The organism is Peribacillus tepidiphilus (assembly GCF_009466385.1).
In the GTDB taxonomy this organism is placed as follows: domain Bacteria; phylum Bacillota; class Bacilli; order Bacillales; family DSM-1321; genus Bacillus_BN; species Bacillus_BN tepidiphilus.
The window spans coordinates 351,150-366,414 of record NZ_WIAQ01000002.1 but is presented as its reverse complement, the minus strand read 5'-3'; the positions used below and the strand labels follow the sequence as shown (position 1 = coordinate 366,414).

Here is a 15,265-nt window from a genome sequence, read left to right as displayed (position 1 = left end):
TTTTTGCCTACATGTTCTGGCACAAATCGAAACAAATAGTACGCGAAAAACCTTACAAATTAGCCGTTATTTAAGGGCTGCATTGTGGAAACCAGCGCATATCTGGCTTCGAAAAATTGAAGGAAAAGCCATCCCTTAATAAGTAAATTGTCGTCGTCGCACAGGTCTAATTGTCAATAAATTTCCAAATGGATGGAGTCACCTATAATTGGGTATTTACCTTTTTGGCTCTAAACAGAAAAAATAATAAAACTGAAAATTGCGACAATATTTATGCAACACTAGTGAAATTTTTTATAAAAAATGAAAAATATTTAACAAAAAGCTGAATAAGTTTACACTCATAAAACAATAAAAATAGATTGAATAAAAGCACAAAACACCGGATTAAAATTAATCCAGTGTTTTTTCTGGGTGTTAAAGTATGATTTTAAGGAAAAATACATCTTACTCTTTTCAAGAAGCTTTATGCTCTAACCGTAGTTTGTCAGCGACCATCGCGATAAATTCACTGTTTGTAGGCTTTGCTTTGGACATGCTAACTGTATAACCGAAAAGAGATGAAATCGAATCAATATTGCCTCTGCTCCAAGCAACTTCAATCGCATGGCGAATCGCACGCTCTACGCGACTAGCCGTCGTGTTATATTTCTTTGCAATATCTGGATAGAGAACCTTCGTAATCGAACCAAGTAATTCAATATCGTTATAGACCATTGAAATGGCTTCTCTTAAATATAAATAGCCTTTTATATGAGCCGGTACACCGATTTCATGAATGATGCTTGTAATACTTGCATCTAAATTTTTTGGTTTCGCTTCCATAGATGATCTATATGAATTGGTTGCTGTTTTTTTAGATAGAGTCACATTTCCATTTTGGTTGCTGACTTGTCTTATATGATTTCCCAAATTCTCCATATCAAAAGGCTTTAAGATAAAATAGGAAGCTCCAAGCTCTACGGCTTTCTTTGTAACATCCTCCTGACCAAAGGCAGTAAGCATAATGACATTTGGTTGTGATGAACGAGCAGAGCTTCTTAATTTGCCTAAAACGGCTAGACCATCCAAATGTGGCATGATGATGTCCAGTACTAGCACATCTGGCTCGCAAGTTTGAAGCATATTCAAACAATCCTGACCGTTATATGCAACGCCAATCACTTCCATATCGTCCTGGGAAGAGATGTATTCCTCCAATAAGTTAACCAGTTCTTTATTATCATCTACAATACATACTTTAACCTTCTTCACCCTTTGTTTCCTCCTCAAAAAAACTTCACATTTTTTCTAATTTAGTAAAAATTTATTCGTAAATAACGTTTTCGACAAACGCTAAAAAAATCCTTTATTAATTATAAAAAATACAGAAAATCTTTCATTTCCTTTTATTTTCTCTGTTTTTCGACTATTTTCGAGCAAACTCGTATAAATGTCGAAAAATCTTTACGAGCATATTGTAACATATGGAATCATGATTATCGTCACAATTTTGTTCATTTTTCCGATAAAAAAATCAAACACCTCATTATCCGAGATGTTTGATGATTTTTATCAATTAGCTAGCTTTTGGAACAGCATCAGCTTTTTCATATATATTGATTCCTGCTTCATTCAACATCCATTCAATATGAACACCATAGCCACTAGTTGGATCGTTTACAAAAACGTGGGTAACTGCACCAACCAGTTTTCCATCTTGAATAATGGGGCTTCCACTCATTCCTTGTACAATGCCTCCGGTCTTTTTCAATAACTTCTCATCTGTAATTTTAATGACCATTCCTTTAATGGCTGGAAATTTTTGTGGAATGGAGCTGACGATTTCAATGTCAAACTTTTCTACTTTAGAACCGTCTACCACTGTGAGGATTTGAGCAGGCCCTTCTTTTACTTGATGGGATAGGGTAATAGGCAGCGGCTTATCCATCATTCCATTTAGAATTTGCTTATTCAGCTTCCCAAAAATACCAAATGGACTATTTCGATTAATTGTGCCGATTATTTCTTTTTCGGATGAAAATCGTGCTAACTTTTCACCTGGATTGCCATTACTACCTTTTTCAATCGATGTGACTGTCGAACGAACTACTTGTCCGTCTTTAACAACGATTGGCTTTTTTGTATCTATATCAGAAATAACATGTCCGAGAGCACCATATTTTTTTGATTGGGGATGATAAAAGGTCATAGTCCCTATTCCAGCAGCCGAATCTCTAATATAAAGTCCAAGCTTGAATATATTTTCATTTTGATCTTTTAGAGGGACGAGCTTTGTTTTTATTTGTTGTTCATCTCTTATAATGACCAGTTCAAGAGGCTTCCCATCCTCACCAGCTGATTGAACATGTTCAGAAACGTCGTTCATTCCCATTATTTTCTTTCCGTTAATTTCTGTTATGATGTCTCCACTTTTAACTCCGGCAATTTCCCCTGGTGATTTTTTACCGTCTTTCGTGTCAATGAGGTGATGACCAACTACAAGCACTCCTATTGTGTTTAACTTTACACCAATAGACTGTCCACCAGGTAAGACCTTGAAGTTCTTCAGCACTTCAACATCCACTTTTTTAACAGGTAATCCGGCAAAATCCATCAACAATTGGTTAGTACCTGGTGCATCCGCATCTAAAATGACTTCATCATCTTTTTGATTAACACGGATGCCAGCGTTTTTTGCCACTTTTGTTGAAACCGGCATGGCTTGTGGGAAAACATATTTTTCCCCCTCAAACAGAATGACTTTTGTAGGAATGGAAACCATTTGTCTTACAGGCTGAAAAAATCCTAATGAAAGGAGCGAAACAAGGAGAACTCCACCAATAATTTTTCTTAGAAAAGCAAGCTTCAATCTTTTCACTCTCCTCGCTTCTAATCCACACACTTTTCATGGCTACACTTTTAATTTTGCCTTCGGAATGGTCATTTATAACCCCTTACATAAATAAAAGCTATCCGTTTTTGGATAGCTTTACAATGCATAGCTTTTTCTAGTTGATAATTTTTCCAGTACTTAACTAATATGTACTGCCTTTATAGAATTAGCCTGTTCGATCAATTCTTTTGCGTGTTGCTTTGTCAAATCTGTGATTTCAACACCGGAGATCATACGACCAATTTCTTTTGTTTTCTCCTCATCATCAAGAGGCTTAACAGTGGTTTTCGTTCTACCGTCAATGGTTTGCTTAGAAATATAGAGATGAGTATCTGCCATTGCTGCAACCTGTGGAAGATGTGAAATACACAGTACTTGAGAATCAACGGAAACTTTATAAATCTTTTCGGCAATCGCCTGCGCAACCCTTCCGCTAACACCTGTATCTACTTCATCAAAAATGATAGAGGTAATGCCTTGATGCTTAGAAAAAATGTTTTTTAATGCCAGCATAATTCTTGATAATTCGCCTCCGGAAGCAACTTTAGAGAGAGGCTTTAGTGGTTCACCTGGGTTGGTAGAAATATAAAATTCGACCTCATCCAAACCTTGCTTTCCGATTTCGTTATCTTCCACGTTTTGAATGGCTGTACCTTTCTTATGGAATCTTACTTCAAAGACGGTTTTCTCCATATATAATTCTTTCAGTTCACGATGTATTAGTTTGGTGAGTGTTTTGGCAAATTCCTGTCTTACAGCTGACAAATTGGCTGCTTCTACAAGGATATCCTTCTTTACAGAAGACAATTCTTTTTCCAGCTTCGTTAAATGAGTTTCCCGATTTTGAAGTGTTTCAATCTCCTCTTCAATTTTTGAGAAATACTCTAAAATATCTTCAACACTTTTCCCATATTTTCTTTTTAATTGATTGATTTCGTTTAATCTGCTTTCAATCATATCCAATCGATGTGGATCATATTCCAATAGCTCTAAACGATTACGTATTGTTGTTGCTGCTTCTTCCAGAAGGTAAAAGCTGTTTGAAACATTTTCAGAAACTCCTTGAAGGTCATCGTCAAGCTCGGCTGCCTCTTCAAGATGATTCATTGCAACTGCAAGCCAATCAAGTGCACCTTGCTCGTTTCTTAATGCATCATAACTGTTTTTTAGGCCCTCATAAATCCGCTCGAAATTCATGATTTTTTTTCTTTCTTCCATAAGTTCTTCATCTTCATGAAGCTTCAGGTCTGCTTTCTTGATTTCATCATATTGAAATTTAATTAAATCTAGCCTATGAGCCATTTGCTGTTCATTTTGATTCAGACTCTTCCATTGTTTTTGAAGCGTATCAAATTTCTTATATAAATCTTCATACTCTTTTAAAGCTTTCGCGATCTTTTCGCCACCAAATTGATCTAATAAAGGCAGATGATAGCTACTTTCCATTAGCTCTTGGTGTTCATGCTGTCCATGGATATCAATAAGAGTTCGACCGACTTCTCGTAAAATCGAAATGGTGACGAGCTTTCCGTTTATACGGCAAATACTTTTTCCCGATTCAGAAATGTCTCTTCTTAATACGATCATTCCGTCTGATATGTCAATACCGAATTGTTCGGCTTTTTCCATGACAGGATGGTTGTCATCAATGACAAACAACCCTTCTATTTCCGCTTTTTCTTCTCCATGTCTAACAAATTCAGAAGAACCCCTTCCACCTGCCAGCAAATGGACAGCATCGATAATAATGGATTTCCCAGCACCGGTTTCACCAGTTAAAACAGTTAAGCCCTTTTTAAAAGAAATGGAAAGGGCTTCAATGATGGCAAAATTCTTTATGGATAATTCGACTAACAAATCATTCACCTCAATTCAAATTAGAGCATGTCCAAAAATCGTTGTGAAATGACTTGAGTATCCTCAGGAGTACGACAAATAATTAAACAAGTATCGTCACCACAAATCGTTCCTAAAATCTCATCCCAGTCTAAATTATCAATTAACGCCCCGATCGCTTGCGCGTTTCCAGGCAATGTTTTCATAACCAGTAAATGACTAGCAGAATCAATTCTAATAAAGGCATCAATTAATGCTCTTTTCAGTTTTTGCAAAGGATTAAATCTTTGATCAGCTGGAAGACTATATTTATAGCGGCCGTCCATCAACGGTACCTTGACTAGATGAAGCTCCTTAATATCCCTAGAGACTGTAGCCTGTGTCACATTAAATCCTGCTTTTCTAAGCTCATCAACAAGCTCATCTTGAGTCTCAATATCATGATTCGCAATGATTTCTCTAATTTTTATATGTCGTTGACCTTTATTCATATTGCACCTCTTTATATGGCTTGTTTACATCTTATTTTTTACAAACCCTATCATAAAAAATGATACCTTGTTTCTTTATGAATGTACATGCATTTTATTTAGAAAACGAAGTGTTCAAGGGTGTACCTAAATAAAACCCGAGAAACAATTTTGCTTCTCGGGATCCATCTATCCTTGTTCATTTTGCTGAATTTCTTTTTTTAGGCTTGAATGGGCTTCATCGACAACTTTTCGGATAAAAGCTTCAGATATGAATATAGCTCCTTCGCCTTCTTTTTTTCCTGCCCAAAATAAATGAAGCAAGAATTCAATATTTCCATCTCCACCTGTAATTGGGGAATAGGAAAGGTTTTTCACATCGTAACCCATTTGTAAGGCAAAGTTTGTAACTTTTTGAATGACTTCTAAGTGAATTTTTGGATCCCTAACAATCCCTTTTTTTCCAACCTGTTCTCGACCAGCTTCAAAATGAGGCTTAATCAAAGCAATCACATCACTGTTTGGTACAAGAAGTGTTTTAAGAACAGGAAGGATAAGAGTTAACGAAATAAACGAAACATCAATACTTGCAAAATTAGGCATTTCACCAGAAAGATCGGCAGGGGTGACATACCTAAAATTTGTTCTCTCCATCACCACTACTCTTTCGTCCTGCCGCAGTTTCCATGCCAGTTGGTTATATCCTACATCTAAAGCATAGGACATTTTCGCCCCATTTTGAAGAGCGCAATCCGTAAATCCACCAGTGGAAGCTCCAATATCAAGCAGGACTTTGTCCTTAATATTCACATCAAAGGTTTTTAATGCCTTTTCAAGCTTAAATCCTCCCCGAGATACATAAGGCATGACCTGACCTTTAACACTGATTTTTGAATCAACAGGAATTTTCTCACCCGGCTTGTCAACTCTTTCCTCGTTAACATAAACGAGTCCTGCCATAATAGCCCTCTTTGCTTTTTCTCTCGTTTCAGCTAAACCCTGTTCAACGAGTAAAACATCAATTCTTTCCTTTTTCACTTTCATTCCACTAAGCCCTTTTTTGTTTTTTTGGTACAATCATCGTCATTTTATTTACGATATTCTCAGTTGTTAGGCCTATTTCCTCTAATAATTCATCAACGCTTCCGTGCTCTATGAAGCGGTCCGGAATTCCCATTCTTTCAATAACGAGATTGTGATAACCCATTTCTTGAGCATGCTCAAGTACTCCGCTACCAAAACCACCCTGCAAGCACGCTTCTTCTACGGTTAATATTGGAGCGTTTGTTGAAAAGATGTCCTTTAGCATATCCAAATCCATCGGTTTGATGAAACGAGCGTTGACAACCTTTACAGAAATACCTTGTTTTTCTAATCTTTGAGCCGCTTCCATGCACATAGGAATCGTTGTTCCGAAGGTTAGGATCACTGCGTCTTTTCCGTCCTTCAAAACTTCCCAGCTTCCGATCGGAATGACTTTTAATTCCTTATCCATTTCAACACCATATCCATTCCCCCTTGGGAATCTAAGAGCGATTGGACCATCATCATATTTTATTGCGGTATTTACCATATGCTGTCCTTCATTTTCATCCTTAGGCATCATCAAGACGATATTTGGTAAGTGGCGCAGAAATGCAATATCAAAAACCCCTTGATGGGTCTCCCCATCTGCTCCAACTAGGCCTGCTCGGTCAATACCGATAAAAACATTCAAATTTTGTCTACAAATATCATGCACAACTTGATCGTACGCTCTTTGTAAGAACGTAGAATAAATTGCTAAAAATGGTTTCATGTTTTGGATTGCCAGACCTGCTGCCACGGTTGCTGCATGCTGCTCAGCAATCCCTACATCAAACATCCTGTCCGGAAATTCAGACGCAAAGCCTTCCAGTTTTGAACCAACAGGCATGGCAGGTGTAATCGCAACAATTCTTTCGTCCTCTCTAGCAAGCCTGCGAACTGTTTCGCTAACAAGAGAGCTCCAGGCCGGAGGAGATTGTTCAGGCTTCACAAATGCACCTGTTTCAATTTTATAAGGACCAGTACCGTGCCATGTACCCGTTTTATCAGATTCTGCTGGATGATAGCCTTTTCCTTTTTTTGTTATAACATGCAATAGGACTGGACCTGATGTCTTTTTCGCATATCTAAGATTTTCGAATAAATCATCGTAATTGTGACCGTCTACCGGACCAAAATAAGTAAAGCCTAATTCTTCAAAGAACATGCCGGAAACAAACAAATATTTCAAGCTATCCTTCAAACGCTCGGCTGTGTTCGCTAGCTTCCCACCTACAGCAGGTATTTTTTTCAGCAAATATTCAAGCTCATCTTTTACCCAATTATACTTACCTGCCGTACGAAGCTGTCCAAGCACATTATGAAGAGCCCCTACATTCGGTGCAATGGACATTTCGTTATCATTTAAGATGACAATGATATCTTTTTTCTCATGACCAATATGGTTTAACGCTTCAAGAGCCATCCCACCGGTAAGGGCGCCATCTCCGATAACAGGGAGAATATAACTCTTTTCCTTCTTTAAATCTCTAGCAATCGCCATGCCCATGGCAGCAGACAGGGAAGTCGAACTATGTCCCGTTTCCCAAACATCATGTTCACTTTCCGATCGCTTAGGAAATCCACAAAGACCTTTGTATTTTCTAAGCGTATCAAATTCGCACGCTCTTCCGGTCAAAATCTTATGTACGTATGATTGATGACCGACATCCCATATGATTTTATCCTGCGGGCTATTAAATTCTCGATGTAACGCAATCGTTAATTCAACGACCCCAAGGTTTGGACCAATATGGCCCCCTGTGACGGAAAGCTTTTCGATAAGAAAATTCCTGATGTCTTGACTCAGCTTTTCAAGTTCACTTTTGTTCAGCCCCTTTAAAAAAGAAGGGTCCTTTATCGATAAAAGATCCAACAGGATCACTCACTTTCTTTCTTATTTCCGCATTTTGGATTCTGCGAAACTTTATAAGCAAGTATATAAAAGGCTTGCACCTGGCAAGCCAAAAGACGTTAGTTTTTTTCTCATTTAATATAACACAAAACATTTTCCATCTCAAATTAGAAAAGGGAAATGAAATGTAGAATGCGCACGATTCGTTCTTTATTAAAAGAACGTCCTGGCATGTCCTGTGGCAAACGTCGACGTCACGACGTCCAATCAAAGCCATGTTCTTCACCAGAAGAAGAAGTTTCGCTTTTATTTTACCCGAAGATCTCACACTTAGAGCTGGACAAGAAATTCATCCTAACTAACCCTTTTTCCAATGAACTCCATTAATTCAAAGAGGATCGGATCTTCCAAATGAGCATTTTCTAAATGTTGTTTGGCTGCTTCCATTTCTTCTCGAAGCTTTTCCTTCGCACCATCAAGCGTCAGCAATGACGGGTAAGTGCTTTTATTATTTATTTCATCACTACCTACAGGCTTTCCGATTTGTTCTTCGTTTCCTTCTATATCAAGAATATCGTCCCTAATTTGAAAAGCCAGTCCGATATGATAAGCAAATCTTTCTAAATGGTGCTTCTGTTCATCATTTGCTTCTGCAAGTATGGCTCCAGCCATCACGCTAGCAGATAAAAGTTTTCCGGTTTTATTTTTATGGATGTATTCTAATTCCTCAAGCGTTAACTGCTTGCCTTCTCCCTCCATATCAGCTGTTTGTCCTCCGACCATGCCTTCTGCACCTGCTGATTTAGCAATTAGCGTAATAAGCGACAAGCGCTGTTCCGGGGATATGTCTTTCATTTCCGCCAAAATTTGAAAGCTATAAGTCAGTAAGGCATCACCTGCCAAGATTGCCATTGCTTCTCCAAAAACTTTGTGGTTGGTCGGCTTTCCTCTTCTTAAGTCATCGTCATCCATACTTGGAAGATCATCATGGATTAGCGAATAAGTATGAATCATTTCAAGCGCACAAGCTGCAGGTAATCCCATTTCAATATCCTTTTGAAAGGACTTAAGTACAGCAAATAATAGAAGAGGTCGGATTCTTTTCCCACCCGCTTCAAGTGAATAGATCATTGATTTTTTTAAAGTAGCAGGCATTGTAAGCTCATTTACGTATTGCACTAGTTTTTCATCGATTCTTTTTTTATAAAAGGAGGTGAACTCCTTAAAAGAGGAAGATGTCATTCTTTCTCCTCCTCTGAAATTTTAAATGGGGAAATTTCTCCATCTTCATTGACAATTTGTGCAAGCTCTTTTTGAACAGCATCCAATTTGCTGTGGCAAATTCTTGATAAGTCCATCCCTTTTTTGTAAATGGCAATAGCTTCTTCTAAGGGAACATCCCCTTCTTCTAATTGCTCGACAATTGCTTCAAGCTGTTCTAACGCTTCTTCAAAAGTCCATTCTTTTTCTTTATTCATTCCATTCGTTCTCCTTCTTGTTTTTCACTTCGCAGCGGAGGCGACCGTCTTTTAAGACGACTTCGATTTCGTCTCCAATCTTTACCTGCTCTTGGCTTTTTATCAATTTTTCTTCATCATCAAAAACCACACTGTAGCCTCTTTCCATGATTTGTAAGGGGTTTAGCATAAGAAGCTTTCCATTGGTCCCTGAAAACTCTTTTTCCTTTAATTTCAAGATATTGAGTAACGATCTGTTTAAGCTACGGTATTGTCTTTGTAATTCAGATCTCATTTGCTCCATGCGGTTTTGAGGATGATGTTTTTGTAATACAGAGGCTAAACTCTTATAATGGTCCATTTTTTTCATAAAATAACGGATTCCACTCTTATGTAAACTTTCAAATGTTCGGTCTAGCTGTTCGATTTTTTGTTCATACAGTTTTTGCGGATATCGGAAAGCATAGGATTTCTCCAAACGCTCAAGCAAGGCTTCCTTCTGGCTTACTTTCGTCGCGATTGCCCTTGACAAACGAGTTTGAATCATATCGATTTTTCTTTTTAATTCATCCCTGCTCGGAGCAGCAAGCTCAGCAGCTGCAGTAGGTGTTGCTGCTCTAACATCCGCAACAAAATCAGCTATTGTCGTATCTGTTTCATGGCCTACAGCAGAAATGATAGGAATAGTAGACGCAAAGATCGCTCTTGCAACCTCTTCCTCATTAAAGGCCCAAAGCTCCTCAATAGAACCTCCCCCTCGACCTACAATTAATACATCCAGATCATAGCTGTTAGCTTTTTCGATTGCTCTTGATATGGAAGCAGGAGCATTGGCTCCTTGGACCAGCGCAGGAAAAAGTAGAACATTTCCAATTGGGTATCTTCGTTTTAAGGTAATCAGAATATCGCGAATAGCTGCTCCAGTTGGTGATGTCACAATGCCGATCGTTTTTGGGTATTGTGGAAGAGGCTTTTTATATTCAGGAGAAAAAAGTCCTTCTTTTAAAAGCTTGTTCTTTAACTCCTCAAAACGGACAAATAAATCCCCAAGGCCATCCTGAGACATTTCTTTTACATAGATCTGGTATTGACCAGATTGTTCATAAACAGAAATAGCACCTTTCACTAACACCTTCATGCCGTTTTCAGGTTGAAAAGAGAGTGAAAGATTGTTATGGTTGAACATAACAGCTAGGAGCCGAGCTTTGTCGTCCTTTAATGTAAAATACATATGTCCGCTAGAATGAATCTTTAAATTTGAGATTTCTCCTTTTATGTACACTTCTTGCAAATGCGGATCCCTATCAAATTTTCTTTTTATATATTTAGTTAAAGCAGATACGGTTAGATAACCTTGAACGCTCAATGGAATGTCTCCTTATAAAAAACTTTTAAGGTAAAAAAACTGCCCTCCTGTTATTATAAACAAGTGGGCAGATACTTTTAAGTATTAAATGCTTTTTCTTAACAGTTCAGTGCTTGAAGTTCTTTTTCATGAATTTTTTTGGCAGACTTTAATGTGTTAAATAACAGCATCGTAATGGTCATTGGTCCTACACCTTTAGGGACTGGAGTTATGTAGGAAGCAATGTTTTTTACTGCATCGAAATCTACATCTCCACAAAGCTTTCCTTCGTCGTCACGATTCATTCCCACATCGATAACTACTGCCCCAGGTTTGACGTGTTCTGCAGTAATTAAATTCCGGATTCCGACAGCAGCGACTAAAATATCGGCCTGTTTAGTATGATAAGCCAAATCTGTAGTTCTAGAGTGACAATAGGTTACTGTCGCATTTTTATTTAAGAAAAGCTGACCAGATGGCTTTCCGACAATATTGCTTCTTCCAACGATCACTGCATGCTTTCCGGCAACATCATAGCCTATATGCTCTAGCATGACCATAATGCCATATGGTGTACAAGGATAAAAAGCATCCTGTCCAGTCATCATTCGACCGATATTTATTGGGTGGAAACCATCTACATCTTTTTCAGGAGAGATCGCTTCAATTACTGCCATTTCATTGATTTGTTTCGGAAGCGGAAGCTGAACAAGAATTCCATGTATGCTTTTATCCTGATTCAATTCTTCAATTTTGGAAAGAAGCTCATCTTGCCCCAAGTCTTCCGGATATTCAAGCAATAATGAGTACATACCAAGCTCTTTACACGCTTTTTCCTTCATGGTCACATATGCTCTAGAAGCCTGATTATTTCCTACTAAAATAACGGCTAGACCAGGGGTAATTTTTTTCGCCTTAAGAATTTCCACTTCCTTGGCAATATTTTTTCTTACCTTGTGTGCAATTTCTTTTCCATCAATGATTTTTGCTGTCATTTTCTCTCCCTCTCTTACCTTTATATCTGGCAAAACATTATGATTAAGCCAAGTGAATAGAAGATATTCACTTGACATCAAAAAACTTCAAACACGGGAATCACTTATTTAAATAAGTTTTTACTTTAGAAAGAACTGCATTAACAAATTTGCCGGAAGATTCATCGCCATAAAGCTTTGCAATTTCAATTGCTTCATCAATTACAACCTTTACGGGTGTTTCCTCACTATCCAACATTTCAAAAACAGCGAGTCTCAGGATATTACGATCTACATTCGCTAAACGTTCCAATCTCCACTTTTCGAGATTTTTTTTAATGATTTCATCAATTTCTTGTTTTTTGTCAGCTGTTCCTCGCACGAGAAATTCAAAATATTCGTCACTTTTTCGATCTTCTAGCACGCTTTCAATCGCTTCATTTACATCGGCATTCGCCAAATCAATTTGAAAAAGAGCCTGTAAAGCTTTTTCTCTCGCTTCTCTTCTCTTCATTTATGAACTCCTTTTTAAGTATTGGTCTTTTTCGATTTTCATTATAGAAATAATAGCATAAACGAACAATGGAGGGTAGTATATTCATAATTATTAAGAGTTTATTTTAATTTCAGTCTTATTTTTACCCAAAAATTAGTGGAACATAAGGAAAAACTTAATAATCATAATTTTTAAATAGGCAAGAGAGAAAAATACTACTCTGAAACTCCTTTGGTAATATTGAGCTTCCTTTATGAAGAAAAAACATTATTTATTGTAAGCATAAATGGGAACAGTTTCAACATCTGAGGATTCATTCATGTGTCTACCTCTCTATTATTCCCTAAAAAAACTGCCCAAAAATAATTTTGGACAGTTAGTTTGACTTAATTAAATTTCCTCATTCAATTCGACTTCTTGTTTAGCTGATTCAAATTGCACTCCCACAACATGGATGTTTACTTCATCAGCTTCTAAAGCAGTCATGTTTAGCAAGGCTTGTCGAATATTATCTTGGACTTCTTGTGCGACCTTTGGAATGGATACGCCAAATTTCATTACACAATATACATCCACTTTAATAGCTTCATCGGACAATTCGACCTTTACACCTTTTCCGTGGTTTTTCTTTCCTAGTCTCTCAACAACACCCGATGCGAAGTTCCCACGCATTTGTGCAACTCCTTCAACTTCTGAAGCAGCGATCCCCGCAATCACTTCAATCACTTCCGGAGCTATTTCTACTTTACCTAAGCTGTCGGTTGCTTGTTTCATTTCTAACATATTGTTTTCTGCCATATTCAACACCTCCAATGTCCTTATATTATGACTTCATAACGTCATATAATTCAAGAAACTTTGTATTAAAGTCTCCTTCTACGAATTTTTCATGCTGTAATAGCTTTAGATGGAAAGGAATCGTTGTGTGTATGCCTTCTATTACAAATTCTCCCAATGCTCTTTTCATGCGTGCGATCGCTTCCTCACGTGTTTTTCCATGAGTGATGACCTTTGCAATCATAGAATCATAATAGGGTGGGATTGAATAGCCAGGATAGGCTGCTGAGTCAATTCTCACTCCATATCCCCCAGGCGGCAGGTACATATTTATTTTTCCAGGAGAAGGCATAAAGTTCTTCTCTGGATTTTCAGCATTGATTCTGCACTCGATTGCCCATCCTGTGAAAGAGACCTCTTCTTGAGTTAAACAAAGTTTTTCTCCGGATGCAACCTTTATTTGCTCTTTAATTAAGTCAACTCCCGTCACCATTTCGGTTACAGGGTGCTCAACTTGGATGCGTGTATTCATTTCCATAAAATAAAACTGTCTGTTTTGATAGTCATATATAAATTCTACAGTTCCGGCGCCAGTATATTCAACAGCTAAGGCTGCTTTGACAGCAGCTTCTCCCATTTCTTTTCTAATTTCTCCGTCAATGGCTGGTGACGGGGTTTCTTCAAGAAGCTTTTGCATCCTTCTTTGAATGGAACAATCTCTTTCTCCTAAATGAATGGTATTTCCATACTGGTCAGCCAGCACCTGGATTTCAACGTGTCTGAATTCTTCAATGAATTTTTCAATATATACACCCGGGTTACCAAACGCTGTCATTGCTTCCTGCTGGGTCATTTGAATACCCTTGACTAGTTCTTCCTTTGTTCTTGCAACACGGATTCCCTTACCCCCTCCACCAGCAGTCGCTTTAATGATAACAGGGTAACCGATTTCCTCTGCTAATTCTAGTGCATCATCCACGTCTTTAATGATTCCTTGAGACCCAGGAACGATTGGAACACCTGCTTTTCTCATGGTTTCTCTCGCTACATCCTTCGTACCCATTTTCGAAATAGCTTCAGGTGTTGGACCGACAAACGTGATGCTGCATTCACGACACAACTCAGCGAAGTCAGCATTTTCTGCTAAAAAACCGTAGCCTGGATGAATGGCATCACAACCAGTCAGCTTAGCTGTACTAATGATATTGGTAAAATTCAAATAGCTATCTTTTGAAGTTTTCGGGCCAATACAATATGCTTCATCCGCAAGCTGAACATGTAACGCATCACGGTCAGCCTCTGAATAAACCGCTACTGTTTCAATGCCAAGCTCCTTACATGCACGGATGACGCGGACAGCAATTTCTCCTCTATTTGCCACTAATAGCTTTTTTATCATAGCAATGACGCTCCTTAATCAACTTTCACCAAAAATAAAGGCTGTCCATATTCAACCAATTGGCCATCTTTTACTAATACTTCTACTATTTCTCCATCGACTTCAGCCTCAATTTCATTAAACAGCTTCATTGCTTCCACGATACATACGATCGAATCCTTTGTAACTCTGGAACCTGGTTTGACATAAGCGTCCGCCCCAGGTGATGGAGATTGATAGAATGTACCAACCATAGGTGACGTGATTTTATGTAGATTTGAATCTTCTTTTTCTTTCTGTTGTACTTCCTGAACTGGCTGTTGAACGGTTGTTTCCACTTTTGCAGCTACTGTAGCCTGAGGGGGCTGAACAACTGCAACTTCAGGCTTTTCAACCACCGACTGCTGGATTACCGGTGCTTGCGTAGCAGATCCAGCGGTTGATTTTTTCATTTTAATCCTAGTACCTTCTTGTTCATACTCAAATTCGTCAATGTTGGATTGATTGACAAGTTTGATCAGTTCTCTAATTTCTTGAACTTTTAACATTTCATACACCCCTATCCCACTATTTATAGTATTGGTATCAAAGTTATCCTTTTAAACAGGAAAAAAGCTGACTAATTTTATACATGCACTATTTGTCGTATTAGCCACACTTTTTATGACTAGATACTAATATCATACGATAATATCTAGTCAAAATTCAACAACTCTTCCACCTTTAATAAATCTATA

The 15,265-nt window shown here is 38.0% G+C and carries 14 protein-coding genes and 1 pseudogene; 1 reads left to right on the top strand and 14 read right to left on the bottom strand.

Features of this window, described 5'->3' with window-relative positions:
• Positions 1-139 (top strand): annotated as a pseudogene (locus GD441_RS03200) (IS4 family transposase); the annotation flags it as partial.
• Positions 140-456: 317 nt separating this feature from the next.
• On the opposite strand, the gene spo0A reads toward GD441_RS03200, so the two are convergent.
• From spo0A to accB, 14 genes are all read right to left on the bottom strand, one after another.
• Positions 457-1,254: a sporulation transcription factor Spo0A gene (spo0A, locus tag GD441_RS03195; protein WP_153123597.1), complete on the bottom strand. Its 798-nt coding sequence runs from the start codon at positions 1,252-1,254 to the stop codon at positions 457-459.
• A gap of 304 nt (positions 1,255-1,558) precedes the next feature.
• On the bottom strand, positions 1,559-2,851 hold the full coding sequence (spoIVB, locus tag GD441_RS03190; RefSeq protein ID WP_153123595.1) for a SpoIVB peptidase: 1,293 nt from the start codon (positions 2,849-2,851) through the stop codon (positions 1,559-1,561).
• Between the two features lie 162 nt (positions 2,852-3,013).
• A complete protein-coding gene (gene recN, locus GD441_RS03185) occupies positions 3,014-4,732 on the bottom strand; it encodes a DNA repair protein RecN (protein ID WP_153123593.1) in 1,719 nt (572 codons plus the stop codon).
• 20 nt (positions 4,733-4,752) lie between these two features.
• Positions 4,753-5,202: a transcriptional regulator AhrC/ArgR gene (gene ahrC, locus GD441_RS03180; protein WP_153123591.1), complete on the bottom strand. Its 450-nt coding sequence runs from the start codon at positions 5,200-5,202 to the stop codon at positions 4,753-4,755.
• A 168-nt stretch (positions 5,203-5,370) separates the two neighbouring features.
• Entirely contained in the window at positions 5,371-6,225 is an 855-nt protein-coding gene (locus tag GD441_RS03175; protein ID WP_153123589.1) for a TlyA family RNA methyltransferase, read from the bottom strand.
• A gap of 4 nt (positions 6,226-6,229) precedes the next feature.
• Entirely contained in the window at positions 6,230-8,122 is a 1,893-nt protein-coding gene (gene dxs / locus GD441_RS03170; protein ID WP_153123587.1) for a 1-deoxy-D-xylulose-5-phosphate synthase, read from the bottom strand.
• A 333-nt stretch (positions 8,123-8,455) separates the two neighbouring features.
• Entirely contained in the window at positions 8,456-9,343 is an 888-nt protein-coding gene (locus GD441_RS03165; protein ID WP_153123585.1) for a polyprenyl synthetase family protein, read from the bottom strand.
• Positions 9,340-9,579 (bottom strand): exodeoxyribonuclease VII small subunit, encoded by a 240-nt coding sequence (xseB, locus tag GD441_RS03160; RefSeq protein ID WP_153123583.1) that lies wholly within the window; start codon positions 9,577-9,579, stop codon positions 9,340-9,342. The genes GD441_RS03165 and xseB overlap by 4 nt, the downstream gene beginning before the upstream one ends.
• The gene (xseA, locus tag GD441_RS03155; RefSeq protein WP_153123581.1) at positions 9,572-10,924 is read right to left on the bottom strand and encodes an exodeoxyribonuclease VII large subunit; all 1,353 of its coding nucleotides are present in this window, start codon (positions 10,922-10,924) and stop codon (positions 9,572-9,574) included. The genes xseB and xseA overlap by 8 nt, the downstream gene beginning before the upstream one ends.
• 98 nt (positions 10,925-11,022) lie before the next feature.
• Positions 11,023-11,898 (bottom strand): bifunctional methylenetetrahydrofolate dehydrogenase/methenyltetrahydrofolate cyclohydrolase FolD, encoded by an 876-nt coding sequence (folD, locus tag GD441_RS03150; RefSeq protein ID WP_153123579.1) that lies wholly within the window; start codon positions 11,896-11,898, stop codon positions 11,023-11,025.
• A gap of 100 nt (positions 11,899-11,998) precedes the next feature.
• On the bottom strand, positions 11,999-12,391 hold the full coding sequence (gene nusB, locus GD441_RS03145; protein WP_153123577.1) for a transcription antitermination factor NusB: 393 nt from the start codon (positions 12,389-12,391) through the stop codon (positions 11,999-12,001).
• Between the two features lie 372 nt (positions 12,392-12,763).
• Complete coding sequence (locus GD441_RS03140) at positions 12,764-13,171, bottom strand: Asp23/Gls24 family envelope stress response protein (protein WP_153123575.1); 408 nt, start codon at positions 13,169-13,171, stop codon at positions 12,764-12,766.
• A 25-nt stretch (positions 13,172-13,196) separates the two neighbouring features.
• Positions 13,197-14,549 carry an acetyl-CoA carboxylase biotin carboxylase subunit gene (gene accC / locus GD441_RS03135; protein ID WP_153123573.1) on the bottom strand — a complete coding sequence of 451 codons (1,353 nt, stop codon included), beginning with the start codon at positions 14,547-14,549 and terminating at the stop codon, positions 13,197-13,199.
• Positions 14,550-14,563: 14 nt separating this feature from the next.
• On the bottom strand, positions 14,564-15,076 hold the full coding sequence (gene accB, locus GD441_RS03130) for an acetyl-CoA carboxylase biotin carboxyl carrier protein (RefSeq protein ID WP_153123571.1): 513 nt from the start codon (positions 15,074-15,076) through the stop codon (positions 14,564-14,566).
• Positions 15,077-15,265: the final 189 nt, after the last annotated feature.